The organism is Pseudomonas sp. B34(2017), from assembly GCF_002112915.1.
Classification (GTDB): Bacteria; Pseudomonadota; Gammaproteobacteria; order Pseudomonadales; family Pseudomonadaceae; genus Aquipseudomonas; species Aquipseudomonas pharyngis.
The window spans coordinates 272125-296362 of the sequence record NZ_NEJA01000004.1 but is presented as its reverse complement, the minus strand read 5'-3'; the positions used below and the strand labels follow the sequence as shown (position 1 = coordinate 296362).

26 protein-coding genes are annotated in these 24238 nt (G+C 60.6%); 10 read left to right on the top strand and 16 right to left on the bottom strand.

Annotated features, from left to right (window positions below; translation table 11 throughout):
- Positions 1-115 precede the first annotated feature (115 nt).
- Positions 116-1030: a LysR family transcriptional regulator gene (locus CAF80_RS14720; RefSeq protein WP_085667555.1), complete on the top strand. Its 915-nt coding sequence runs from the start codon at positions 116-118 to the stop codon at positions 1028-1030.
- Here the strand turns inward: CAF80_RS14720 and CAF80_RS14715 are convergent.
- From CAF80_RS14715 to CAF80_RS14695, 5 genes are all read right to left on the bottom strand, one after another.
- Entirely contained in the window at positions 1020-1790 is a 771-nt protein-coding gene (locus CAF80_RS14715) for a substrate-binding domain-containing protein (RefSeq protein ID WP_074688852.1), read from the bottom strand. The genes CAF80_RS14720 and CAF80_RS14715 overlap by 11 nt on opposite strands.
- Before the next feature lie 10 nt (positions 1791-1800).
- On the bottom strand, positions 1801-3093 hold the full coding sequence (locus CAF80_RS14710; RefSeq protein ID WP_085667556.1) for an MFS transporter: 1293 nt from the start codon (positions 3091-3093) through the stop codon (positions 1801-1803).
- Positions 3094-3236: 143 nt separating this feature from the next.
- A complete protein-coding gene (locus CAF80_RS14705) occupies positions 3237-4298 on the bottom strand; it encodes a M48 family metallopeptidase (protein ID WP_085667557.1) in 1062 nt (353 codons plus the stop codon).
- Between the two features lie 10 nt (positions 4299-4308).
- Complete coding sequence (locus tag CAF80_RS14700; RefSeq protein WP_074688848.1) at positions 4309-5355, bottom strand: M48 family metallopeptidase; 1047 nt, start codon at positions 5353-5355, stop codon at positions 4309-4311.
- 24 nt (positions 5356-5379) lie between these two features.
- Positions 5380-5976 (bottom strand): LemA family protein, encoded by a 597-nt coding sequence (locus CAF80_RS14695; RefSeq protein ID WP_074688846.1) that lies wholly within the window; start codon positions 5974-5976, stop codon positions 5380-5382.
- A gap of 200 nt (positions 5977-6176) precedes the next feature.
- Here CAF80_RS14695 and CAF80_RS14690 point away from each other — a divergent pair, with 200 nt between their 5' ends.
- Entirely contained in the window at positions 6177-6485 is a 309-nt protein-coding gene (locus CAF80_RS14690; protein ID WP_011334872.1) for an RcnB family protein, read from the top strand.
- 8 nt (positions 6486-6493) lie between these two features.
- Here the strand turns inward: CAF80_RS14690 and CAF80_RS14685 are convergent, their stop codons facing one another.
- Positions 6494-7570, bottom strand: a complete 1077-nt coding sequence (locus CAF80_RS14685) for a sensor domain-containing diguanylate cyclase (protein ID WP_074688844.1) — start codon at positions 7568-7570, stop codon at positions 6494-6496.
- A gap of 141 nt (positions 7571-7711) precedes the next feature.
- On the opposite strand from CAF80_RS14685, the gene CAF80_RS14680 reads away from it, so the two are divergent.
- Entirely contained in the window at positions 7712-8050 is a 339-nt protein-coding gene (locus tag CAF80_RS14680; protein ID WP_007952931.1) for an FKBP-type peptidyl-prolyl cis-trans isomerase, read from the top strand.
- An 86-nt stretch (positions 8051-8136) separates the two neighbouring features.
- On the opposite strand, the gene CAF80_RS14675 is transcribed toward CAF80_RS14680, so the two are convergent.
- Entirely contained in the window at positions 8137-8418 is a 282-nt protein-coding gene (locus CAF80_RS14675) for a hypothetical protein (RefSeq protein ID WP_039767262.1), read from the bottom strand.
- Between the two features lie 9 nt (positions 8419-8427).
- Positions 8428-8799, bottom strand: a complete 372-nt coding sequence (locus tag CAF80_RS14670) for a DUF6124 family protein (RefSeq protein ID WP_039767261.1) — start codon at positions 8797-8799, stop codon at positions 8428-8430.
- Between the two features lie 511 nt (positions 8800-9310).
- On the opposite strand from CAF80_RS14670, the gene CAF80_RS14665 reads away from it, so the two are divergent.
- The gene (locus tag CAF80_RS14665; RefSeq protein ID WP_039767259.1) at positions 9311-9625 is read left to right on the top strand and encodes a helix-turn-helix domain-containing protein; all 315 of its coding nucleotides are present in this window, start codon (positions 9311-9313) and stop codon (positions 9623-9625) included.
- Positions 9626-9644: 19 nt separating this feature from the next.
- Here the strand turns inward: CAF80_RS14665 and CAF80_RS14660 are convergent, their stop codons facing one another.
- Positions 9645-10745, bottom strand: a complete 1101-nt coding sequence (locus tag CAF80_RS14660; RefSeq protein WP_074688842.1) for a cytochrome P450 — start codon at positions 10743-10745, stop codon at positions 9645-9647.
- Positions 10746-10824: 79 nt separating this feature from the next.
- Between CAF80_RS14660 and CAF80_RS14655 the strand changes: the two genes are divergently transcribed.
- On the top strand, positions 10825-11586 hold the full coding sequence (locus tag CAF80_RS14655; RefSeq protein ID WP_074688840.1) for a helix-turn-helix transcriptional regulator: 762 nt from the start codon (positions 10825-10827) through the stop codon (positions 11584-11586).
- Here the strand turns inward: CAF80_RS14655 and CAF80_RS14650 are convergent.
- On the bottom strand, positions 11583-12326 hold the full coding sequence (locus tag CAF80_RS14650) for an SDR family NAD(P)-dependent oxidoreductase (protein WP_085667558.1): 744 nt from the start codon (positions 12324-12326) through the stop codon (positions 11583-11585). The genes CAF80_RS14655 and CAF80_RS14650 overlap by 4 nt on opposite strands.
- 261 nt (positions 12327-12587) lie before the next feature.
- Here CAF80_RS14650 and CAF80_RS14645 point away from each other — a divergent pair, with 261 nt between their 5' ends.
- Both CAF80_RS14645 and CAF80_RS14640 read left to right on the top strand, forming a co-directional pair.
- Positions 12588-13808, top strand: coding sequence for a putative DNA modification/repair radical SAM protein (locus tag CAF80_RS14645; RefSeq protein ID WP_085667559.1), 1221 nt, complete (start codon positions 12588-12590; stop codon positions 13806-13808).
- On the top strand, positions 13805-14644 hold the full coding sequence (locus CAF80_RS14640; RefSeq protein ID WP_064380563.1) for a TIGR03915 family putative DNA repair protein: 840 nt from the start codon (positions 13805-13807) through the stop codon (positions 14642-14644). The genes CAF80_RS14645 and CAF80_RS14640 overlap by 4 nt, the downstream gene beginning before the upstream one ends.
- A gap of 52 nt (positions 14645-14696) precedes the next feature.
- Here CAF80_RS14640 and CAF80_RS14635 read toward each other — a convergent pair whose 3' ends face one another.
- The 5 genes from CAF80_RS14635 to CAF80_RS14615 all read right to left on the bottom strand — a co-directional run bounded on the left by CAF80_RS14635 (position 14697) and on the right by CAF80_RS14615 (position 20898).
- Positions 14697-15716, bottom strand: a complete 1020-nt coding sequence (locus CAF80_RS14635) for a branched-chain amino acid aminotransferase (RefSeq protein WP_085667560.1) — start codon at positions 15714-15716, stop codon at positions 14697-14699.
- 236 nt (positions 15717-15952) lie between these two features.
- Complete coding sequence (gene lpdA, locus CAF80_RS14630; RefSeq protein WP_085667561.1) at positions 15953-17326, bottom strand: dihydrolipoyl dehydrogenase; 1374 nt, start codon at positions 17324-17326, stop codon at positions 15953-15955.
- 4 nt (positions 17327-17330) lie between these two features.
- Positions 17331-18602, bottom strand: a complete 1272-nt coding sequence (locus tag CAF80_RS14625; protein ID WP_085667562.1) for a dihydrolipoamide acetyltransferase family protein — start codon at positions 18600-18602, stop codon at positions 17331-17333.
- Positions 18603-19661, bottom strand: coding sequence for an alpha-ketoacid dehydrogenase subunit beta (locus CAF80_RS14620; RefSeq protein WP_003224000.1), 1059 nt, complete (start codon positions 19659-19661; stop codon positions 18603-18605).
- Between the two features lies 1 nt (position 19662).
- Complete coding sequence (locus CAF80_RS14615) at positions 19663-20898, bottom strand: 3-methyl-2-oxobutanoate dehydrogenase (2-methylpropanoyl-transferring) subunit alpha (RefSeq protein ID WP_007965287.1); 1236 nt, start codon at positions 20896-20898, stop codon at positions 19663-19665.
- Positions 20899-21083: 185 nt separating this feature from the next.
- Between CAF80_RS14615 and bkdR the strand changes: the two genes are divergently transcribed.
- Positions 21084-21572 carry a Bkd operon transcriptional regulator BkdR gene (bkdR, locus tag CAF80_RS14610; protein WP_025111414.1) on the top strand — a complete coding sequence of 163 codons (489 nt, stop codon included), beginning with the start codon at positions 21084-21086 and terminating at the stop codon, positions 21570-21572.
- A gap of 71 nt (positions 21573-21643) precedes the next feature.
- Here bkdR and CAF80_RS14605 read toward each other — a convergent pair whose 3' ends face one another.
- Positions 21644-22507 (bottom strand): MBL fold metallo-hydrolase, encoded by an 864-nt coding sequence (locus tag CAF80_RS14605; RefSeq protein ID WP_085667563.1) that lies wholly within the window; start codon positions 22505-22507, stop codon positions 21644-21646.
- A gap of 104 nt (positions 22508-22611) precedes the next feature.
- Between CAF80_RS14605 and CAF80_RS14600 the strand changes: the two genes are divergently transcribed.
- Both CAF80_RS14600 and CAF80_RS14595 read left to right on the top strand, forming a co-directional pair.
- Entirely contained in the window at positions 22612-22950 is a 339-nt protein-coding gene (locus CAF80_RS14600; RefSeq protein ID WP_007952897.1) for a helix-turn-helix transcriptional regulator, read from the top strand.
- Positions 22951-22988: 38 nt separating this feature from the next.
- On the top strand, positions 22989-24233 hold the full coding sequence (locus tag CAF80_RS14595) for an FAD/NAD(P)-binding oxidoreductase (protein WP_085667564.1): 1245 nt from the start codon (positions 22989-22991) through the stop codon (positions 24231-24233).
- Positions 24234-24238: the final 5 nt, after the last annotated feature.

Sequence of the window (24238 nt, the reverse complement as noted above, 5' to 3'; positions counted from 1 at the left end):
CTGAAATGATTGCAGATCCAGCGCAGAGCCTGATTGAGCAGATGTGCTTCTGTAATAATTTGCATCAATTGGTTACATTTATAGCCTCAGCGAATCAATTCCTCCCGAGTCTTCCATGGCCATCAACTTCGACCTCAACGACCTGCAAGCCTTTCGCGCCGTCGTCGAGCAGGGCAGTTTCCGCAAGGCCGCCGACACCGTGCGCCTGTCGCAACCGGCCCTGAGCCGGCGCATTGAAAAGCTCGAAGACGCCCTCGGTGTAAAGCTGTTCGAACGCACCACGCGCAAGGTCAGCCTGACCCAGGCCGGACGCGGTTTCATGCCCAGCGTCGAACGTTTGCTCGACGATCTGGACGTCGCGTTGCTGGGCATCAGCGAAGTCGCCTCGAATCGACAGGGCCATGTAACCGTCGCCTGCGTGCCGTCGGCGGCGTACTACTTCATGCCTAGCGTAGTCGCCCGTTATCACCAGCAGTTCCCGCGCATCAAAGTCAAAGTCCTCGATTCCAGCGCCCACGACGTGCTGAGCGCGGTGGTCAACGGCGAGGCGGATTTCGGTCTGAGCTTCATGGGCACCCAGGAGGCGGGCGTGGATTTCGAACCGCTGGTGCAGGAGAGCTACGTGGTTGCCTGTCGCCGCGATCATCCGTTGGCGCGGCGCAGCAGCGTGACCTGGGACGAGTTCTACCTACAGGATTACATCTCGCTCGACAAGACCTCGGGCAATCGTTTTCTGCTGGATCAGGCGCTGGCCAAAGTGGTGCCGCAGCGCCCGAGCATCTGCGAGACGCGGCATGTGACGACCATGATCGGTCTGGTGGAAGCGGGGCTGGGTGTGGCGGCGGTGCCGCTGATGGCGATGCCGGCGGCGGATCATCCGATCCTGACGCGGGTGCCGCTGACCGAGCCGCAAGTGATGCGCAGCGTCGGCATCATCAAACGCCGGGGTCGTACGCTGACCCCGGCGGCACTGGAACTGGAGCGGCTGGTGGTGGAAATGAAAGTCCAGCCGCCGACGGTCAGCGCTTGACCGAATCCAGACCGGTGGCCTGCACGTCAGCCTGGGCGGCAGGTGCGGCCAGATAAGCGAGCAACGCCTTGGCTTCCTGCGGATGCTGCGCACCTACCGGAATCCCCGCTGCAAATCGTGTCACCGACTGCACCGATTCAGGAATCTTCGCCACAAAACTCACCCCCGGCACCGGCAGCAATTCGCTGACCTGCTGGAAGCCCAGTTGATAGTCGCCAGTGGCGACCACCGAGCCCACCGGGATTTTCGGGATCATCTTCGCCTTCGGTTTCAGCTGATCTTCGATACCCAGTTTTTTGAACAATTGCTGCTCGATGTACACGCCGCTGGCGCTGTCGGAGTAAGCCACCGATTTTGCATCCAGCAGGGTTTTCTTCAGGGCATCGACGTTGCTGATGTCCGGTTTCGGCGCGCCTTCGCGCACTACCAGGCCGATTCGCGAATCCGCCAGCTCCACCCGCGAAGCCGGATCAACCTTGCCTTGCTTGATCAGATCATCGAGGGCGTAGCCGACCATGATCACCACGTCGGCCTTTTCACCACGGGCGAGGCGATTGGGGATTGCCTCCGGCGCCTTGCCCATCGACGGACCGAGTTGGGTGTCCAGCGTGTTGCCGGTGGCGGCGGCGAATTTCGGCCCGAGGATCTTGTAGGCGGCGGTGAAACCGCCGGAAGTCATGACCCGCAGTTCTTCGGCCTGGGCCGCAACGTTGAACGCAAGACCGGCGAGCAGGGCTGTAACGGTAAACAGTTTTTTCATGGTGATGTTCTCAGGCAGTAACAGGTTGCAGACGACCGCCGGCCCGGCGATACAGATAAAGCGTGGCGCACAATGCACACAGTGCGCCGATGCTCATCCAGTAACCCGGTGCGGCTTTGTCGCCGGTGTACTCAATCAGGAAGGTCGACATTGCCGGGGTGAATCCACCGAACACGGCAGTGGCGAGGCTGTAAGCCAGGGAGAAACCTGCCACCCGCACTTCCACCGGCATGATTTCGGTCAGCGCCGGAATCATCGCGCCGTTGTACAAACCGTAGATGAACGACAGCCACAACAGCGACAGCAGCATGTGGCTGAAGCTCGGCGCCTGCACCAGGTACGACAGCGCCGGATACGTGGTGGCCAGCGCCAGCAGCGCCATGGCGATCAGCACCGGACGGCGGCCGACGCGATCGGACAATGCACCGCCAATCGGCAGCCAGAAGAAGTTGGAAACGCCCACCAGCAGCGTCACCAGCAACGCATCGGAAGTGCTCAGGTGCAGCACGGTTTTGCCGAAGGTCGGTGCGTACACGGTGATCAAGTAAAACGCGGTGGTGGTCAGGGCAACCATCAGCATCCCGCCCAGCACCACGCCCCAGTTCTGGCCGAGGGTGCGGAACACTTCCTTCATGCTCGGACGATGTTTACGAGCGGCGAACTCTTCGGTCTCCGCGAGGTTGCGCCGCAGAAAGAAGATGAACGGCACGATCATGCAACCGACGAAAAACGGAATACGCCAGCCCCAATCGGCGACCGCTTCCGGCGCCATCCATTGGTTCAAGCCATAACCGAGCGCGGCGGCGACGACGATGGCCACCTGCTGACTGGCCGACTGCCAGGCGGTGAAAAAGCCTTTGCGACCGGGCGTGGCGATCTCCGAGAGATACACCGAAACCCCGCCCAGTTCGGCACCGGCGGAGAAGCCCTGCAGCAGCCGTCCGATCAACACCAGCGCCGGGGCGAACAGGCCGATGGTTTCATATCCGGGCACCAGCACAATCAGGATCGTGCCGCTGGCCATGATCGACAGGGTGACAATCAAACCTTTGCGACGACCGACGTCATCGATGTATGCGCCGAGCACGATAGCCCCCAGCGGACGCATCAAAAAGCCTGCGCCGAACACTGCAAAAGTCATCATCAGGGACGCGAACTCACTGCTCGACGGAAAGAACACCGCCGCGATCTGCGTGGCGTAGAAGCCGAACAGAAAGAAGTCGAACTGTTCGAGGAAGTTACCCGAGGTCACCCGGAAAATGGCGCCGGCCCGCGAGCCGCCGTGTGGGATTGAGGCTGTCATAGAAAAGTACTCCACCGCTTTTATGACGTGCGCGACGGGGAGGCGGCGCACGGTTTTTATTGGGGCGGATAGTGGCGCGCAGGGATCGATTTGTTAATTGCATTGTTGGCATGGATTGATGCGCTATGCAGATCAATGGCGTGCTATGGCAGCTGTTTTGGCGGCGCTGCCAGTACGGTTCTGGCTACCATCGAGTCTTGCGCTGGTGCGGCGATGCTCACAAAAATCCCGTCCCAGTCAGGGTCTATCCTGCGAATGCGTTCACGCAGATCCGGATGGCCCGAGAGCAGATGAGCGCTGGAAGTGCCAGGGCTGAAAAACAGGTGGCTGAACTCGGCAGCGCGGGCTGCCTTGAGGGTCGAGCCCATTTTATACCCGCCGATTTTCTTCAGTGCCCCGGCGATACTGTCGGGGTTGCGGGTGTATTGCACGGCGGTCGCATCGGCCAGGAATTCGCGTTGCCGGCTGACCGCAGCCTTGATCAGGTTGCCGAAGAACGTCCCGGAGAATCCGACAATGCACAGCGCAGTGCCAAACATGCTGACCAGAATGGTCGGCTGCTTACGATTGGCAGATGAGTGTGGTGTGTCTTCAAGACCGCGCAAGAGATGGTTTCCCGCCAGCCCGATCACCATGATCCCGTGAACGATCGCGACCAGTTGGGTGTTCAGGCGCATGTCGCCGTTATAGATGTGGCTGAATTCGTGTGCGATCACGCCTTGCAGTTCATCGCGTGACAACAGGCTTATCGCACCTTGAGTGACGCCGATCACTGCATCCTGAGGGGTGAAACCGGCGGCAAATGCATTGATGCCCTGATCCGGCAACAGATACACGCAAGGAACGGCGGTGCCAGACGCCAACGCCATTTCCTCCACCACGTTGACCAGGCGGCGCTCTTCCAGAGTCCGCGCGTCATGGTTGATCAGACGACCGCCCAAACGGCGCGCGACCACTTTTCCACCCCCTGTCAGTTCGACGTATTTGATTAGCCCGCCGAGCAACACAACACCCGTTACCAGCGTCGCAACGGTCGCGAAAAACTGCCAGTTCGACGCCATGTTCTCCAGCGTTTTGCCGTATGAGAACGGCAGAATCAGGAGCATGCAGGACACAAGAATCAAGCCGAGTACGGCGAGAAACATCAAGATCACGAGCTGCACCGAGCGACGTTTGGCCCGGCACTGTTGTTCAAAGAAATTCATCTAGTCTGAATCAATCCGCCGTTGCCGCCATCTGATCTGGCACCGGTCTGCCCGCTGCGGCAGCCGTCGTAAAACTCCCGTCCCACTGCGGATCGATCCGACGAATCCGTACGCTCAGATCAGGGTGGGTCGCAAACATCCGGCTCAGCAAACCTGAGCCGCCGGTACTGAAAAACAAATGGCTGAACTCGGCGGCACGGGGCGAGCTGATCACCGAGCCTTGTGCATGGGCGCCGATTTTTTTCAGGGCACCGACAATGCTTTGCGGATTGCGCGTGTATTGCACCGCGCTGGCATCGGCGAGGAATTCACGCTGGCGACTGACAGCCGCCTTGATCAAATTGCCATAGAGATTTCCGATAAATCCGGCCACGCACAGTGCGGCACCGAGCGCAAAAACCACCAGCATCAACCGCACGTCGCGTTTGTCGCGCTTGAGCAGGCTGGCCATTATGTAAGTGCCAGCCAGCCCCAACACCAACAGGCCGTGCACCACTGCCACCAGTTGCGTGTTGAGGCGCATGTCCCCGTTGAAGATGTGGCTGAGTTCGTGGGCGATCACCCCTTGCAGTTCTTCTCGGGTCAGTAGTTTCACTGCGCCACGGGTCACACCAATGGCCGCGTCCTCCGGTGTAAATCCGGCCGCGAAGGCGTTGATGCTTTCGTCCGGTAACAGATACACCGCCGGCAGGCAGGTGCCGGAGGCGATCGCCATTTCTTCGACGACGTTCATCAACCGCTGCTCGTCCAGGGTTCGCACATTGCCATTGAGCAGGCGGCCACCCAGTTTCTCCGCGACGACTTTGCCGCCCGCGCGCAGTTGCCGATATTTGAGCAGACCGCCAATCACCACGATGCTGCTGATGAACGATGCGATAACGGCCATTGCCAGAAACGCGTCCGCCAGCGTGCCAGTCCCGCTCAGGTAATCCTCAAAGCCATTGAAGACGAAGGGCAGGCTGGTCATCCCGATCAGCATGACAATCGCCAGAATCATCAGGTAAACCAGCCGTGACGTTTGGTTCCGGGCCTGGGTTTGTCGTTCAAAAAAATTCATCGGGCCATCCATGGAGAGCAGCAATCAGAAAGAAACGTTGGGCGCGGTCTTGATGGCCAGCGTATCGGCGAACTTCAGCGGAACCGCATCCTCGCGATGGCCAAAACTGGCCGCCAGCAGCACCGCCGGAAAACTCTGCTTGAGCGTGTTGTAGGTCATCACCGCGTCGTTAAACGCCTGGCGCGCGAAGCTCACCTTGTTTTCGGTGCTGCTCAGCTCTTCACTCAGTTGTTGCATGTTCTGGGAGGCCTTGAGTTCCGGATAAGCTTCCAGCGTCAGATTCAATCGACCCACCGCGCTGCTGAGTGCGCTGTCCGCCAGCCCCAGTTGCGCGATGTTCTGGGCGCTGCCCGGTTTCGCCTGCGCAGCCTCAAGTCCGGCCACGGCGGCATTGCGCGCGGCGATCACCGCTTCAAGGGTTTCGCGCTCATGGGCCAGATAACCCTTGGCGATGCTGACCAGATTGGGGATCAGGTCATAGCGGCGTTTGAGCTGCACTTCGACCTGAGCAAATGCGTTCTTGATCTCGTTGCGCCGGGCAACAAGTTTGTTGAAAAGACTGACAGCGTAGAGCCCCAGCAGCGCCAGCAACACCAGATTGACGATGAGATAGATTTTCACGGTGATGTCCTTATTCACTCGGCAGGGGCGCGCGATCTTATCGCAAATGGATGCCGTTGACTGTATTGGCCCGGTGGCGGGTTAGCCCGGATCGCGTTCCGGAGCGTGGCTACAATCTCAACTTCCATCAATAAACAAGGAATGATTCCGGAACCCCGCAGTCGGAGTTCAGGTATCACACATCTGAAGGAGGTTCACCGATGAACAACAAGACCCTAATCGCCAGCCTGGCCCTAGTCGCCGGCATCGCCGGGATCAGCCCCCTCGTTCAAGCGGCGCAAACCTCGAACGACACTGTCGAGCAATCACCGACCGGCAACCGCGAACTGAACGTCAACGACCGCGCCCCGGATATCTACCAGCGCAGCGAAAAAGCCATCAAAAACTGGAAACAGAAAGGCCTCAAGCAGCCGGAACCGCAAGCGCAGTGGGTGCAGATCAATGACAAGTACGTGATGGTGATGATTACCAACGGGACGATTGTGGCGATTCAGCCGGTGGAGAAATAGCCTCGGGCTCAATCAGCCCGGCCATGACTCAGCGCTTGCCCGCCGCCCAATCGATACTGATTATTCCCGCTGCGCTTGGCCTCATACATCGCCAGATCCGCAATGTGCAGCAAGCGGTCCATGGTCGGTGCGTGGTCGGGGAATACGGCGACGCCGAGGCTGGTGCCGATATGGCGTTGTTCGTTGCCGATGGGAGTCGGCGGGGACAGTTCGATGAAGATTTTCTGGCAGATGCTGCGCGCTTCGTCCTGCAGGTTCAGGCCGGGGGCGAGGCCTTGCAGGATGACCACGAATTCGTCGCCGCCGATCCGCGCGACGGTGTCGCTGACCCGCAGGATGCGTTTCAGGCGCGTAGCGGTGGTGATCAGAACGCGGTCGCCGGCGGCGTGACCGTAGCGGTCGTTGATCGCTTTGAAGCCGTTGAGATCGATAAACACCAGCGCCACCCGCGTCTCGGTCACGCGGGCATGTTCCAGTGCTTCCGATAGCCGTTCCTCCAGCACCAGCCGATTCGGCAGGCCGGTCAACGGGTCGAAGTGAGCCAAGTGCTGGAGGTAGCTGGCCGAGGCCTTTTCTTCGGTGATGTCGCGTACCACACCCATCATCTTGATAACCGCGTCGTGATCGTTGCGCACCACGTTACCGGTTTCCCGCAGCCAGCGAATCGTGCCGTCGGGCCAGACCACGCGGTATTCCTCATCATGGTTTTCACCGGTCTTCAGGCACCGCAATTCCCCGGCGCGCACCCGGGCGCGGTCGTCGGGGTGTACGCAGGAGCAGAACAGGGCGTAGGAGGGTGTCACTTCGCCGATCTTGAACCCGAACATGCCGAAGATCGCGTCCGACCAGTAGAGCCGGTCAGTGTCGACTTCCCAGTCCCACGTGCCGATCCGGGCGAAATACTGGCTGCGCTTGAAGCGGTCGGCATCGCCATCCTGACGTATGTTCTGGCCCTCGGCGGCGCGGGTGAGCAATTCGCGATACTCGGCGAGTTGCTGACGAAGCTCGCGCACTCGGCGGATCAGAACGGCGATCACGACCAACAGCACAGCGACAATGGCGAAGCTGATCCAGAGTTGAGTCATTCAAGCGTCGCTGACATGGCGTATCGATCGGGATTGGTAGCGGGTGGCCATCATCCATCACGGCCGACGTAGGGTCAAACGGTTGCCAATGGCCGGTATTTCTGGGAAAACGGCGGCCAGCGGAACAATAGAGCGAATGTTATGAATGATGAACTGCAGATAATCGATCTTCAGCCCGGAGACGGAAAAGCCGCCGTCAAAGGCGCGTTGATCACCACCCAATACACCGGTTGGCTGGAAGACGGCACCGAATTCGATTCGTCCTGGAGCCGGGGCAAGCCGTTTCAGTGCGTGATCGGCACGGGCCGGGTGATCAAGGGTTGGGATCAAGGGATCATGGGCATGCAGGTGGGCGGCAAGCGCAAGCTGCTGGTGCCGGCGCATCTGGGTTACGGCGAGCGGACGATGGGCAAGATTCCGCCGAATTCGAATTTGGTGTTCGAGATTGAGTTGCTTGAGGTTTTGACGCGGGAGGATTGATTGCCCGTTTCATCGCTGAAGTCATAAAAACCCGCTGCCTCCCTTCACGGAGGCAGCGGGTTTTTTCTTGCCTTATGCCCCAGGTGTTACGCAGCCATCGCCATCTCATCCAGCGTCGCGGCAACCGTGCCGGTCAGGCTTGGGAATCTGCGTTTTACGCTGGTGAGTGCCGGCAGCAGGCGGCTGCGGTCCAGTTCGCCATGGTCACGGGCGAGTTGGGTGAGTGCGGTGAGTGCGGCGCTGACGATGGATTTCCGTTCGCTCTCGAGCAGTAGCAAACAGGCTTTCTGGGCCCATTGGCTGTCTTTCTCGTTGAGGCCGATGGAGATCAGGGCGGCGACGATGTGTGCATCGGATTTGCTTTCCATGGGTGTTCCTCAGGTCGTGGCATCGAGAGTGTCCAGCGCCCGGTTCACAGCCAGTTCGCCACACATCACCACTTGGGCGATGCCCAGCACGGTGCTGCGGTAGGGTGGGTCCAGCAGCGCGGCGAAGTCGCTGAGCATCACGCTGGCCGAAGTCATCGATTCGCAGGCGTGGGCCAGCAGCGCATGTTGATCCAGGTCGGGGGCGACGAGGAACATGCGGCCGGGGCAGTGTTGTTTCGGGGCGGTGGGTTTCAGGTAATGGTCGAGGGCGCGCTCGGCGGCTTCGTGGAGTTTTCTGGAATCGGCGGAGGCGTAGGGCGAGGCCGGATCGGATTCGCTGGGTTTGTCTGTTTCGGGTGGATCGGGGACGTATTTGAACATTCGGGAAAGCCTCAAAGTGATGCCGACACCACCTCGCGACTAAACGAAAAGGTGGCAGCTGTACGCAGGTTAGTCGACCGGCGACTTCCCAAAACCGGCGCACCCGAGGGTGCCCTGCACACAGCCGCCATAGAGTGCAGATGAAGGTCACCTGACTGTCTGGAGCACATGTAAAGTTTTGAGAAATCATCGAGCGACTAAACCCGATCACTGACCATTCAGTGACGCGGACCAAGTTACTGACGCCCTCAAAACCGCACAAGCCGGCGGATTCTGGCGTAGTTGTAGGCAAAGGCGCAAGGCGATGTAGCCTCGCGGATGAGGGCAAAATGATGCTTCATTTGTCAGGCTTTATGGCTCACGTAAAAGGTCGCCGTCGGCCTGTGAAGCGTGTTTGCTTGTGAACATCCTCTTTGTGATACCGAATATTTAATAAGCCACTTTGAGCTTGATTTATATCGGTTTCGATATAGCCTGCGTGGCACGTTCAAATGCCAGGAACAGGTGAAACATGAAGGATCATCAAAACCCACCCCAACGTTTCTCAAACATCTGGGACGCACTGGAAGACACGCCGCATGAAGCGGCCAACATGCGTCTGCGGGCCAAGCTGATGCGCACGCTTTGCGAAACGATTCGTGCGTGGGAGCTTCCCCAGAAAGAGGCGGCCAAGCGTCTTGGCATCACTCAGCCGCGTCTCAACGACGTACTCAACGGCAAAATCGACAAGTTCTCGCTGGACGCGCTGGTCAACCTGTCGGCCGCCGCAAAACTGGAAGTAGACCTCTGTTTCCAGTTGCCTGCATCCCTGGAATGGGCCACCTGATCCTTGATTGCAGCGATGCTTAAGTCTGCATCTCGCTGAACATCGGAATTCGTCCATTCAGCGAAGGCCGGTAGTGCCACGCGAGTCTTCCCGGATCAATGTCGCGGGCGAGAATTTCAGTGAGCGTGGCGCTGGCGATCGTCATCGCCAGCATCTGTCCGGGACATTGATGCCGACCGCTGCCGAACGTGAAGCTGCGTCGGTTCGGGCGATCCACCATAAAGCGATCCGGGTTTCCATTCAGTGCGGGGTCGCGATTGGCCGAGGCCAGCAGCACCAGAATCACGTCGCCGGCTTCCAGCCGCACGCCGTCGATTTCGCAGGTGTTCGCCACAAATCGGCGGGAGTTCTGCACCGATGGATCGAAGCGTTGGACTTCAGCCAGTAACGAATCCACTGACGCCGCGCGTAATTCAGGCTGACGCTGTAAAGCCACCAACGCATTGCCGATAAGCCCGGCAGTGGCCTCGAACGTCTGTGAACAGAGGCCGATCAGGTTGGCGAGCAGCACGTCCGCATCGCCGACAAAACGCTGGCGAATGTCGGCGAGAAACGGGTTCGGGTCCGACAGCAACTCAATGAAGTAACCGCGCAATTGCTCCGCCGCCCGATGCGCTGCCGCCAGTTGCAGGTCATTGCTCAGCGGCGACAGACACGCCGCGAAATCGGCCGTTAGTTCACTCACGACCCGCGCCTGCGCCGGGGTGAATCCGAGCAGCGATGCAACCACGCACACCGGGCCGCGAAACATTGCTTTATAGAGGCCGTCGGCATCGTTCGTGATCAACCGCGCGGACACCAGCGCGCTGACTTCTTCCCGACCAATCAACCCCAACGGCGGCTCGATGGCCGAACGCGGGCAGCGCTGAGCTTCTCCGTCATTCATGCGCATCAACTGGCCGAACACCTTGCCCGCCATGCCGTCGACGATGGCTTTGGGCACCGGTTCCTGCACCGGACGCACCCGGCAATCCGGATGCGCCAGCGCCGCGCGCACCGCCCGGGCGCTGCTGGCCACCCACAGTTTCAGTCCGTGATTAAACGTGAGCCCGCCCGCCGCGCGCAGTTCGGCGTAGTAGAGGTAGGGATCGGCGTGAGTCGCAGCGATGATCGGGTCCATGGATCGCAACCTTGTCGGTGGGGAAAGTGTTGCTACTATCTCCAGTCCTTGAGGGCGATGATTCGTCCGGGAGCGAAATATGCACGCAGAACATCAAGACATCGGCGTCTCGCAAGTGGCCGCCGCCATCGCGGAACCGGCGCGGACCAAAATGCTGTGCTCGCTGATGGACGGCCACGCCCGCACCGCCACGGAGCTGGCGACCCTCGCCGACGTCAGCGCCTCGACCGCCAGCGCGCACCTGGCCAAGCTCAAGGACCTGGCCTTGGTGCGCCTGCATGTGCAGGGCCGTCACCGTTATTACAGCCTCGCCGACAAGCGCGTGGCCCAGGCGCTGGAAGCGCTGATGGTGATCGGCCAAAACCCCGCGCCGACCTTCAAACCGCATACGCCGGATCGCCTGCAATTTGCCCGCACCTGCTACGACCATATGGCCGGGACGCTGGCGGTGTTGCTGCATGACCGCTTGCTTGAGGCGGGATGGCTGGTGGAAACCGATGAACAGGTTTATCGCCTCAGTGAAAGCGGGGAGGCGTTTTTTGAAGGGCTGGGCATTGAGGTCAAGGATCTGTCGACGATGCGCCGCCGCTTTGCCTGCCCGTGCCTCGACTGGAGCATGCGTCGGCCGCATCTGGGCGGTTCGCTCGGGGCCGCGTTGTTGCAGGCCGCGTTGAAGCGCAAATGGGTGACGCAGGATCTGGACAGTCGGGCGCTCACTTTGACGGTGCAGGGGCGCCGGGAACTGGCGTCGCGCTGGGGACTGGTTTTGCCTGGGTCCGGGCGGGAATCGTCAGGTCGCCAACTGACTGACTCCCCGCCCGGATCGGTGCATGCGCGTTAGCTTAGGGTGTATCCGCTATCGACCACCCAATCCTGCCCGACGACGCCGCGTGCGCCATTGCCCAACTGAAAAAGAATGACGTCGGCCACTGCCGCAGGTTCCAGGAATTGTCCGCCCAATAGCCGTTTGTTGACGCCCTGGGCCACGTCGCCGAGCGCTTCGTCGCTCAAGCCCAGTGTCGACCAGATCGGCGTTGCGGTCGGGCCGGGGGAGACGCAATTGATGCGCACGCCATGGGGTGCCAGCTCGACCGCAAGGGTTCGGGCATGGGCGATCAACGCCGCTTTTGATGCGATGTAGGCGGCCAGTCCCGCGAAACTGATTTGGGCCAGAAAAGTACCGATGAACACCACCGAAGCGCTGTCTGCGAGGTGCGGGCGCAGGACGGCCAACGTGTTCAGGGCACCTGCGCCGTTCACCGCCCATTGGCGATCAAACGCCGAGCTGTCGAGCCCGTCGGCGAGTTCTGCGATACCGGCATTGGGCACCACGAAGCTCACCGGGCCCAGACTCGCAGCCTGCTCGGCCAAGGAGGCAAGGTCAGAGGCTTGAGTGACATCGCCGGGATGCCAGACCAGTTGGTGGGGATACCGCTCAAGCAGTTCGGCCAGTGCGCCGAATTTTCGCGACATGGCCAATACGCGCGCGCCTTGATCGAGCAGGCGTTCGGTAGCGGCCAGGCCTATGCCCGAACTGGCACCGGTGATGACGGCAAGCTTGCCCTGAAAAACATGATCCATGTTCGACTCCCGTTTTGGTCTTCAGCCAAATGGCTACGGGGAGTCAGTCAATTTTCGGGCCATGCCGGACTGCCTTTAATATCAAGGGCTGCACAGGGTTGATAGTCATTATGACGCTTGTGGAATCGAGTCAATCTGACTGCTGCTGAGTCAAATTGACCTGACTGCTGCGGCGCGACATTCCGACGAAGAGCGCCATTGCGCCTTGTATGAGCCCATCGCCCCCTATACTGTATATGCGAACAGTATCGAGTCCGTGCCATGCAAATCATCGACAAGCTCAGCATCCTCGCCGACGCCGCCAAGTACGACGCCTCCTGCGCCAGCAGCGGTGCGCCCAAGCGCAGTTCCGAGGGCAAGAGCGGGCTGGGTTCGACCGATGGCATGGGCATCTGCCACAGCTACACGCCGGACGGGCGTTGCGTGTCGCTGCTCAAGATTCTGCTGACCAATTTCTGTCTCTACGACTGCCAATACTGCGTCAACCGCCGCTCCAGCGACGTCCCCCGTGCGCGTTTCACGCCCGAGGAAGTGGTGACGCTGACTCTTGATTTCTACCGGCGCAATTGCGTCAGCGGCTTGTTCCTCAGCTCGGGGATCATCCGTTCGGCGGACTACACCATGGAGCAACTGGTGCGTGTCGCGAAGCTGCTGCGCGAAGAGCATGAGTTCCGTGGCTACATTCATCTCAAGACCATCCCTGATGCGGATCCTGCGTTGATCGAAGAGGCCGGGCGTTACGCTGACCGCTTGAGCGTCAACATCGAATTGCCCACCGATGCCAGCCTGCAAACCCTGGCGCCGGAGAAGCACATCGGTTCGATCAAGCAGGCAATGAACACCATCTACACCGGTGTGCAGACTGTGCTCAACGAACCCCGCGCACCGAAGTTCGCCCCGGCCGGGCAGAGCACGCAGATGATTGTCGGTGCCGATGACACCGACGACAGCACCATCCTGCACAGCGCGCAGGCGCTTTACGGCAACTTCCGTCTGCGCCGGGTCTATTACTCGGCCTTCAGCCCGATTCCCGACAGCCCGAAAAGCGTGCCGCTGGCCGCACCACCGCTGATGCGCGAGCACCGCTTGTATCAGGCGGATTTCCTGTTGCGCGTTTATGGCTATACCGCCGGTGAGTTGCTCACGGGGCCGGGCAATCTGGCGTTGGACATCGACCCGAAACTGGCCTGGGCGCTGCAGAATCGTGAGGTGTTTCCGCTGGATCTCAATCGTGCCGAACCGGCGTTGATTTCACGCATTCCCGGCATCGGCTTGCGCACCACCGAACGTCTGGTGGAACTGCGTCGGCAGCGGCGCATTCGCTACGAAGACGTGGCGCGCATGCGCTGTGTGCTGGCCAAAGCCAAACCGTTCATCATCACCAGCGATTACCACCCGCAGCAGGCAGAAGTCACCAGCCAGATGCTTTATCAGCAATTGCGCGACCGACCAATGCCGCAACAGATGGGGCTGTGGGGATGATCAACCTCGATTGCGACGACCTGTTCGACACCTGGCGCCAGCAGGCGCGCTGGCTGCTCAGCCATGAAATCGACCCGAGTCTGGTTAGCTGGGCGTCGGAAGGGGTAAGTGATCTGTTTGCCAGTGACGTGTCGGTGCCCGAAGGGCAGGGGCCGTTTCAGGCGCGAATTCCGCGTGCACTTCTCGACACCCTGGAACAAGCGTCGCGATACCGTGGCGATCAACGCTGGAGTTTGCTGTATGAAGTGCTGTGGCGAGTCAGCCACGGCGACCGCACGGCAATGATGGCCGGCGACAAGCTGGGCAGCGAGTTACAGCGGCGGATCAAGCAGGTGCAACGCGAAGCCCATCATCTGCATGCGTTCGTGCGTTTCATCGAGCGCCCGCCAGAGCTGCCGGGCCCGCAATACGTCGCATGGCACGAACCGGCCCACGACATTCTGCACAGCGCCAGCGAACACTTCATCGGGCGCATGGGCCGGCATCGCTGGCTGATCGCCACGCCCCGCGACGGGGTTTATTACGATGGTGAACAATTGATCCATGAACGTCAGTGTCCGCTGGAGTGGCAGCAACTGGCGCAGAACGTCGATGATCCCCACGGGGACTTATGGCTGACGTACTACAGCCATATCTTCAATCCGGCGCGTTTGAACGAGAAAGTCATGCAGGGGCATTTGCCGACGCGGTTCTGGAAGAACCTGCCGGAAGGAGAGCTGATTCCCGGATTGATTACCCAGGCGCGAATGGGCAAGCAGCAGAACGGACAGGCGAGCGGGATTGCCGGTCGCGCGGGCAAGCGGATTGCCATGAAGGCCACCGAGCCAAACGAATAAAAAAGCCCCCATCGATCACTCGATGGGGGCTTTTGTGCATCTGGCCGTCAGATCAAACCTTGACGATCCAGCCGGCTGGCGCTTCGACGTCGCCGGTCTGCACGCCGGTCAGCTCTTTGTAGAGCTTCTGGGTGACCGGGCCGACTTCGGTTTCGCTGTGGAAGACGTGCAGGTGGTCGTTGTAGCTGATGCCGCCGATCGGGGTGATCACCGCAGCAGTACCGCAAGCACCGGCCTCTTTGAAGTCCGACAGCTTGTCGATGAACACGTCGCCTTCGACCACTTCCAGGCCCAGACGGGACTTGGCCAGTTCGATCAGCGACAGACGGGTGATGCCTGGCAGTACTGACGGCGAGTTCGGGGTCACGAACTTGTTGTCGTGGGTGATCCCGAAGAAGTTGGCCGAACCGACTTCTTCGATCTTCTTGTGGGTCAGCGGATCCAGGTAGATGGCGTCAGCGAAGTGCGCTTTCTTGGCCTGGGAACCCGGCATCAGGCTGGCGGCGTAGTTGCCACCGACCTTGGCGGCACCGGTGCCTTGTGGCGCGGCGCGGTCGAAGGTGGAGATCTGGAAGTTGTGCGGGGTCAAGCCGCCCTTGAAGTAGGCGCCAACCGGAATGCAGAAGATCGAGAAGATGAATTCGGGTGCGGTACGCACGCCGATGTTGTCACCCACGCCGATCACGAACGGACGCAGGTACAGCGCGCCGCCGGTGCCGTAAGGCGGGATGAAACGCTCGTTGGCGCGAACCACTTCCTTGCACGCTTCGATGAACTGCTCGGTGGACACATGCGGCATCAGCAGGCGGGCGCAGCTGCGTTGCATGCGCGCGGCGTTCTGGTCGGGACGGAACAGGTTGATCGAGCCGTCCTTGCAACGATAGGCCTTCAGGCCTTCGAAGCATTGCTGGCCATAGTGAAGGGCAGTGGAGCCTTCGCTGATGTGCAGCACGTTGTCTTCGGTCAGGGTGCCTTTGTCCCACTCGCCGTTGCGAAAGTACGACAGATAGCGTTTGTCGGTCTTGATGTAGTCAAAACCCAGCTTGTCCCAGTTGATGCTTTCGTTACCCATGACACCCTCTATCACTGAACAACCGCCGAAGCGGTTCAAGGCTTCTGACGTTTTTTTGGATGGGCACAACAATACTTCATTCTTGAGCGGTTTCGCAGCCCGAAATCTCTGCCTTTGATCGTTCCCACGCTCTGCGTGGGAATGCAGTCCGGGACGCTCTGCGTCCCAACAGCCGAACGCGGAGCGTCCGTGGAGGCATTCCCACGCGGAGCGTGGGAACGATCTGCGACCGAGCGTTACAGGTGCAACGCGTGCCCAAGCGCACGCAACGCCGCTTCCTGCACCGCTTCACCCAGGGTCGGGTGCGCATGGATGGTGCCGCCGATGTCTTCCAGTCGCGCACCCATTTCCAGACTTTGGGCGAACGCGGTCGACAGCTCCGAGACCCCGACACCGACCGCCTGCCAGCCGACAATCACATGATTGTCCCGACGAGCGACCACCCGCACGAAGCCGGTTTTCGATTCCAGGGTCATCGCCCGGCCATTGGCCGCAAACGGGAAGTTCGACACGATGCAGTCCAGTCCTGCCGCTTTGGCCTCGTCCGGGGTCTTGCCGACCACCACCAGTTCCGGGTCGGTAAAGCACACGGCAGCGATGGCGGTCGGGTTGAACTCGCGGGTCTTGCCGCTGATCAGCTCGGCAACCATCTCGCCCTGAGCCATGGCGCGGTGGGCCAGCATCGGCTCGCCGCTCAGGTCGCCAATGGCGTAGACGTTGCGCATACTGGTCTGGCAACGGCTGTCGATCTTGATCGCCGAGCCGTTCATGTCCAGGTTCAGGGCTTCAAGGTTCCAGCCCTGGGTATTGGGTTTGCGACCGACAGCCACCAGCACCTGATCGGTTTCCAGATTCAGCATGTCGCCGTTTGGATCGCGCACCTGCAAAGTCCCGTCGAAACCCAGCACGCTGTGTTTCAAATACAGCTTTACGCCGAGTTGCTTCAGCGCGTCGTGCACCGGTTGGGTCAGTTCGGCGTCGTAGGCCGGCAGAATGCGATCCTGCGCCTCTACCACGCTGACCTCGGCACCGAGCTTGCGATAGGCAATGCCCAGCTCCAGGCCGATGTAACCTCCGCCGACCACGATCAAGCGTTTCGGAACCGACTTTGGCGCCAGCGCCTCGGTGGACGATATGATCGGCCCGCCAATCGGCAGGATCGGCAAATTGACGCTTTTCGAGCCGGTGGCCAGCACCAGATGCTCGCACTGGATGCGGGTATCGCCGACTTCCACGGTCTTGCCGTCGATGACCTTGGCCCAGCCATTGATGACCTGAACCTTGTGCTTCTTCAGCAACGCGGCGACGCCGGTGGTCAGGCGATCGACGATGCCGTCCTTCCACTCGACGCTCTTGGTGATGTCGAGGGTCGGCGCCGAAACGCTAATGCCCAGTGCCGAATGCTGATTGTGATGTTGCGTCTGGTGAAACTGCTCGGCCACATGAATCAACGCTTTCGACGGAATACAGCCGATGTTCAGGCAGGTGCCGCCCAGCGATTCGCCCTCGACCAGAATGGTCGAAATGCCCAGTTGCCCGGCACGAATGGCCGTCACGTAACCGCCGGGGCCGCCACCAATGATCAGCAGCGTGGTGTTCAGAGATTGCATGCCATCACTCCACAAACAGGGTCGCGGGTTGTTCGAGCAAGCCACGAATGGCCTGGATGAAGAGCGCCGCGTCCATGCCGTCGACCACGCGGTGATCGAAGGAGCTGGAGAGGTTCATCATCTTGCGGATCACCACCTGGCCTTTGACGACCATTGGGCGTTCGACGATTTTGTTGACGCCGACGATCGCTACTTCCGGCAGGTTCAGCACCGGCGTGCTGACGATGCCGCCAAGGGCGCCGAGGCTGGTCAGGGTGATGGTCGAGCCGGACAGTTCATCGCGGCTGGCCTTGCCATTGCGCGCAGCGGTGGCCAGGCGGGAGATTTCCGCCGCGCTGTCCCACAGGCTGCGAGCTTCTGCGTGACGCACGACCGGCACCATTAGGCCGACATCGCTTTGGGTCGCGACGCCGACATGCACCGCGCCGAGGCGGGTGATGACCTGGGCTTCGTCGTCGTAACGGGCATTCATCTGCGGGAAGTCGCGCAGGGCGACGACCAGTGCGCGCACCAGGAACGGCAGCAAGGTCAGCTTGCCACGACTGGCACCGTGTTTTTCGTTCAGGTGGGCACGCAGTTCTTCAATCGCGGTGACGTCGATTTCCTCGACATAACTGAAGTGCGCAGCACGCTGAGTCGCGTCCTGCATGCGCTGGGCAATCTTGCGGCGCATGCCGATCACTTGAATCTGTTCTTCATCGTGACGCTGGGCGTACGCGGCAGCGACCGGCGCCGAAGCGTTCGATTGACCTTGCGTCAGGTACGCCTCGAGGTCTTCGTGCAACACGCGACCGGCCGGGCCGGTACCACGTACCAGACGCAATTGAATGCCCAGGTCCAGCGCATGCTTGCGCACGGCCGGCGAGGCCAGCGGACGCTCATCGGCTTCGCGAGCGACCACCGGGCCCTGGCAAACCGGAGCCGTACGCGGCGCGGCGGGTTTGCTTTCAACGACAGCTTCAACTTTGGGTGCGACTGGCGTTTCTTTCGCCGCAACTGGCGCCGGTTTGTCCGACTCCTTCAGATTGCCTGCGCCTTCAACCTCGATGCTGATCAGAATACTGCCGACCGCCATCACTTCACCCGGCTGGCCGCCCAGCGCAATCACCTTGCCGTGGACTGGCGAGGGAATATCGACCATCGCCTTGTCGGTCATCACATCCGCCAGCACCTGATCCTCAACGACCAGATCGCCAACCTTGACGTGCCACTGTGACAGTTCTACTTCTGCGATGCCTTCGCCGATGTCCGGCATCTTGATAACGTGCGTGCCCATTCAGACCTCCATGACCCGTTTCAGCGCCGCGCCCACTCGGGACGGCCCAGGGAAATACGCCCACTCCTGCGCGTGCGGGTAGGGGGTGTCCCAACCGGTGACGCGTTCGATCGGCGCTTCCAGGTGGTGGAAGCAATGCTCTTGCACCAGCGACACCAGTTCGGCGCCGAAACCACAGGTGCGGGTGGCTTCGTGAACGACCACGCAACGGCCGGTTTTCTTCACGGATTTGACGATGGTTTCCAGGTCCAGCGGCCACAGGCTGCGCAGGTCGATGACTTCAGCGTCAACACCGCTTTCTTCAGCCGCAACTTGCGATACGTAAACGGTGGTGCCGTAGGTCAGGACGGTCACGTCCTTGCCCGGACGGGTGATGGCGGCCACGTCCAGCGGCACGGTGTAGTAACCGTCCGGCACCTGGGCTTGCGGGTGTTTCGACCACGGGGTTACCGGGCGGTCGTGGTGGCCGTCGAACGGGCCGTTATAAAGGCGTTTTGGCTCGAGGAAGATCACCGGGTCATCGTTTTCGATGGAGGCGATCAGCAGGCCTTTGGCGTCATACGGGTTGGACGGCATGACGGTGCGCAGACCGCAGACCTGAGTGAACATCGCCTCGATGCTCTGGCTGTGGGTCTGGCCGCCGTAGATGCCGCCGCCGCAAGGCATGCGCAGGGTCATCGGGGCGGTGAACTCGCCGGCCGAGCGATAACGCAGACGGGCGGCTTCGGAAATGATCTGGTCGGACGCCGGGTACACGTAGTCGGCGAACTGAATCTCGGCCACCGGACGCAAGCCATAAGCGCCCATGCCCACGGCGACGCCGACGATGCCGCTCTCGGAGATCGGCGCGTCGAACACCCGCGAGGTACCGTACTTGGTCTGCAAGCCTTCGGTGCAACGGAACACGCCGCCGAAGTAACCGACGTCCTGGCCGAACACCACCACGTTGTCGTCACGCTCAAGCATCACATCCATGGCCGAGCGCAGGGCCTGGATCATGGTCATGGTGGTCGTGGTCATGGCGGTTTCCAACTGAATATTGTTGTTGTGATCGTTCATGTCAGATCCCCAACTGCTGACGCTGGCGCTTCAAGTGCTCCGGCATCTCTTTGTAGACGTCTTCGAACATGGTCGCGGCGCTTGGAATCTGGCCACCGGCGAGGGTGCCGTACTGTTCGGCCTGTTTCTGTGCGGCGATCACTTCGGCTTCGAGCTCGGCGCTGACGGCGGCGTGCTCCTCTTCCGACCAGTGGCCGACCTTGATCAGGTGCTGTTTCAGGCGGGCAATCGGGTCGCCCAGCGGGAAGTGGCTCCAGTCGTCGGCAGGACGGTACTTGGACGGATCGTCGGAGGTCGAGTGCGGGCCGGCGCGGTAGGTGACCCATTCGATCATGGTCGGGCCGAGGCCGCGGCGGGCGCGTTCGGCAGCCCAGGCGGAGGCGGCGTAGACCGCGTAGAAATCGTTGCCATCCACCCGCAGCGAGGCGATGCCGCAACCGACGCCGCGTCCGGCGAAGGTGGTGGCTTCACCACCGGCGATGGCCTGGAAGGTCGAAATCGCCCACTGGTTGTTGACCACGTTGAGGATCACTGGCGCACGGTAAACGTGGGCGAAGGTGAGGGCGGTGTGGAAGTCCGATTCGGCGGTGGCGCCGTCACCGATCCAGGCCGAGGCGATTTTGGTGTCGCCCTTGATCGCCGAGGCCATGCCCCAGCCCACGCCCTGAATGAATTGGGTGGCGAGGTTGCCGGAAATGGTGAAGAAACCGGCGTCCTTGACCGAGTACATGATTGGCAGCTGACGGCCCTTGAGCGGGTCGCGCTCGTTGGACAGCAGTTGGCAGATCAGGTCGACCAATGGCACGTCGCGGGCCATCAGAATGCTTTGCTGGCGGTAGGTCGGGAAGCACATGTCGTCGATGTTCAAGGCCAGGGCCTGGGCGCTGCCGATGGCTTCTTCGCCGAGGCTCTGCATGTAGAACGACATTTTTTTCTGGCGCTGGGCGACCACCATGCGGTTGTCGTAGATGCGGGTCTTGAGCATGGCACGCATGCCTTTGCGCAGGATCTCGACCGGCACGTTTTCGGCCCATGGGCCGAGGGCGTTGCCCTGGTCATCAAGCACGCGGATCAGGCCACGGGCCAGGTCGGCGGTGTCGGCCGGTTCTACGTCGATGGAAGGTTTGCGCACCGTGCCGGCATCGGTCAGATGCAGGTAGGAGAAATCGGTTTTGCAGCCTGGGCGGCCCGAGGGTTCAGGGACGTGCAGACGCAGCGGTTCATACGCTTGGGTCATGGCTTCTACGCTCGATCTTGTGAATTTCTTGTAGTGAGCTGGCAGTCATTCTTCGATAAAAGAAATCTTGTCCTACAACAATCATAGGCCCGGCCAAGAAGAATATTTCTCTCTGTTTCGTTGCGCTGAAGATCATTTGCAGATAGAAATTCTGCATAAACAAAAAAAACAGGTGGTTTTGTCTCATGCGCAAACTGGACCGTACCGATATCGGCATTCTCAACAGCCTTCAAGAGAACGCGCGCATCACCAACGCCGACCTGGCCCGTTCGGTCAATCTGTCGCCGACGCCGTGCTTCAACCGGGTCAAGGCGATGGAGGAACTGGGGCTGATCCGCGAGCAGGTAACCCTGCTGGATGCCGACCTGCTGGGGCTGCACGTCAACGTGTTCATTCACGTCAGCCTGGAGAAGCAGGTGGAAGAGGCCCTGCAGCATTTCGAAGAGGCGATTTCCGATCGCCCGGAGGTCATGGAGTGCTACTTGATGGCCGGCGACCCGGACTATCTGATCCGGGTGCTGGTACCAACCATCCAGTCGCTCGAGCGCTTCATGATGGACTTTCTGACCAAGGTGCCGGGCGTGGCCAACATTCGGTCGAGCTTTGCGCTCAAGCAGGTGCGCTACAAGACGGCGTTGCCGTTGCCGGCGAACGGTTTGACGTTGGGTGCTTGAAGATGATCGTTCCTACGCTCTGGGTGGGAATGCCGCCATGTACGCTCCGCGTCTCGCTTCCGATCAGTTGATTACAGTTTGTTGAGCGGAATTTTCAGGTACACCACGCCGTTATCTTCCGCCGCCGGAAAATCCCCCGCCCGCACATTCACCTGAATCGCCGGCAGCAACAGCGTCGGCATTCCCAACCCCGCGTCCCGCCGCGTGCGCATTTCAACGAACGTGGCTTCATCGATGCCGTCATGCACATGGATATTGCTTTTGCGCTGTTCACCCACGGTGGTCTGGCACTGCGAGTCGCGACCCAGCGGCGGGTAGTCGTGGCAGACGTAGAGCTTCACGCTGGCGGGGAAGGCCAGCAGCTTGTGAATCGAATTGAACAGTTGATGCGCGTTGCCACCGGGAAAGTCGCAACGGGCGGTGCCGACGTCGGGCATGAACAGCGTGTCGCCGACCAGAATCTGCTCGCCATCGATCAAATAGGCCATGTCCGCCGGGGTGTGGCCGGGGACGTGCAGGGCGGTGGCCTTGAGATTGCCGATCCTGAATGACTCGTTCGGCGCGAACAGGTAATCGAATTGCGAACCATCGACGCGAAATTCCGGTTCCAGGTTGAACAGCGCCTTGAACACGTTTTGCACTTTGCTGATCGATTCGCCAATCGCGATTTTCCCGCCCAGTTCCCGACGCAGGTACGGCGCGGCGGACAGGTGATCGGCGTGGGCGTGGGTTTCCAGCAGCCACTGCACTTGCAGGTTATGGGCACGCACGAAGGCGATGATCCTGTCCGCCTGTGCCGTGCAGGTGCGACCGGCGGCACCGTCGTAATCGAGCACCGGATCGACGATCGCGCATTGCCCACCGTCGGCTTCGTAGACCACGTAGCTGTAGGTCGAGGAGGCAGGGTCGAGAAAGGCTTCAATCAACGCGGGCATGGACATGAACCTGTGGCAGAGGACGAAAAGTCAGTCGTGGGTTGCAACACTTTATGTAAACACATAATGTCCGCAGCTTAAGTGACGTTGAAGGCATCCTGCAAATGCAATCCAGTCTGACCGAATGTGAAGTCGCCCAACTGCGCGCCTCGGCTTCCAAGGCCTGTTCGCTGCTCAAGGCATTGGCCAATGAAGATCGGCTGCTGATCCTGTGCCAGCTGACCCAGGGCGAGCGCAACGTCGGCGAGCTGGAGAAAATGACCGGCGTGCGGCAGCCGACCCTGTCCCAGCAGCTGGGTATCCTGCGTGATGAAGGGCTGGTCGCGACCCGTCGTGAAGGCAAGTACATTTTTTACGGTCTCGCCAGTCACGAAGTGATCCAGGTGATGAAAACCCTTTCCGGACTCTACTGCGGAGCCGTGCTCAAAAGCTGGGCGCAATAGACCCGGCTATCCTTGCGTGCAGCCATAAGGAACAAACAATGAACGATCAACACTGGGGCCCATCCATCAGTGCGGACATCGTGGTCATCGGCGGCGGCACTGCCGGTATCGGTTTTGTCGCGAGCCTGCTCAAGCGCGATCCCGGCCTGAAAATCACAGTGATCGAGCCGAGCACCCTGCATTACTACCAGCCGGCGTGGACGCTGGTCGGCGGTGGTGCCTTTGATGCCAAAGACACTGCCCGACCGATGAACAAAGTGATGCCGCGTCAGGCCACCTGGATTCAGGCTGCAGTGACCGGTATCGACCCGGACCAGCGCCGCCTCACCCTCAACGATCAACGCACTGTCACCTATCAGAACCTGATCGTCTGCCCCGGCCTGCGCCTGGCGTGGGAGAAGATCGAAGGCTTGCAGGAAAGCCTCGGTCAACACGGTGTCACGTCCAACTACAGCTATCAGCACGCGCAATACACCTGGGATCAGGTGCAGAAACTACGCGGCGGCAAAGCCCTGTTCACCCAGCCGCCGATCCCGATCAAGTGCGCCGGCGCGCCGCAAAAGGCGCTGTACCTGTCCTGCGATCACTGGCTCAAGCGCAACGTGCTGAGCAAGGTCGAGGTCGAGTTCAATCTGGCCGGCGCCGCATTGTTCGGCGTCCCGACCTTCGTGCCGCCGCTGATGAAGTACATCGAAAAATACAACGCGCGGCTGGCGTTCAATTCCAATCTGGTGAAGGTCGACGGCCCGGCGAAAACCGCCTGGTTCGACATCAAGGATGCGGACGGCAATGTCACCCGTCAGGCCAAGACTTTTGATTTGTTGCACGTCGTCCCGCCGCAGGTTTCGCCGGATTTCATCGCGCAGAGTCGGTTGGCCGACGCCGGCGGCTGGTGCGAGGTCAATCCGCACACGCTGCAACATCCGCGTTATCCCGACGTGTTTGCCCTGGGCGATATCTGCGGCACCACCCATGCGAAAACCGCCGCGGCAGTGCGCAAGCAAGTCGTGGTGGTGGCGGAAAACCTTCTCGCCCTGCGCAAGGATCTGGCACTGCCGCTGAAGTACGACGGCTATGGTTCCTGCCCGCTGACGGTAGAGAAGGGCAAGGTGATCCTCGCCGAGTTCGGCTACGGCGGAAAATTGCTGCCGACCTTTCCCCTCGACCCGACCGTGCCGCGCCGCTCCGCGTGGTGGCTGAAGGCGACGCTGCTGCCGTGGTTCTACTGGAACGGCATGCTCAAGGGCCGCGAATGGCTGACGCGTCTGTCCAGGGTCGACTGAGAACA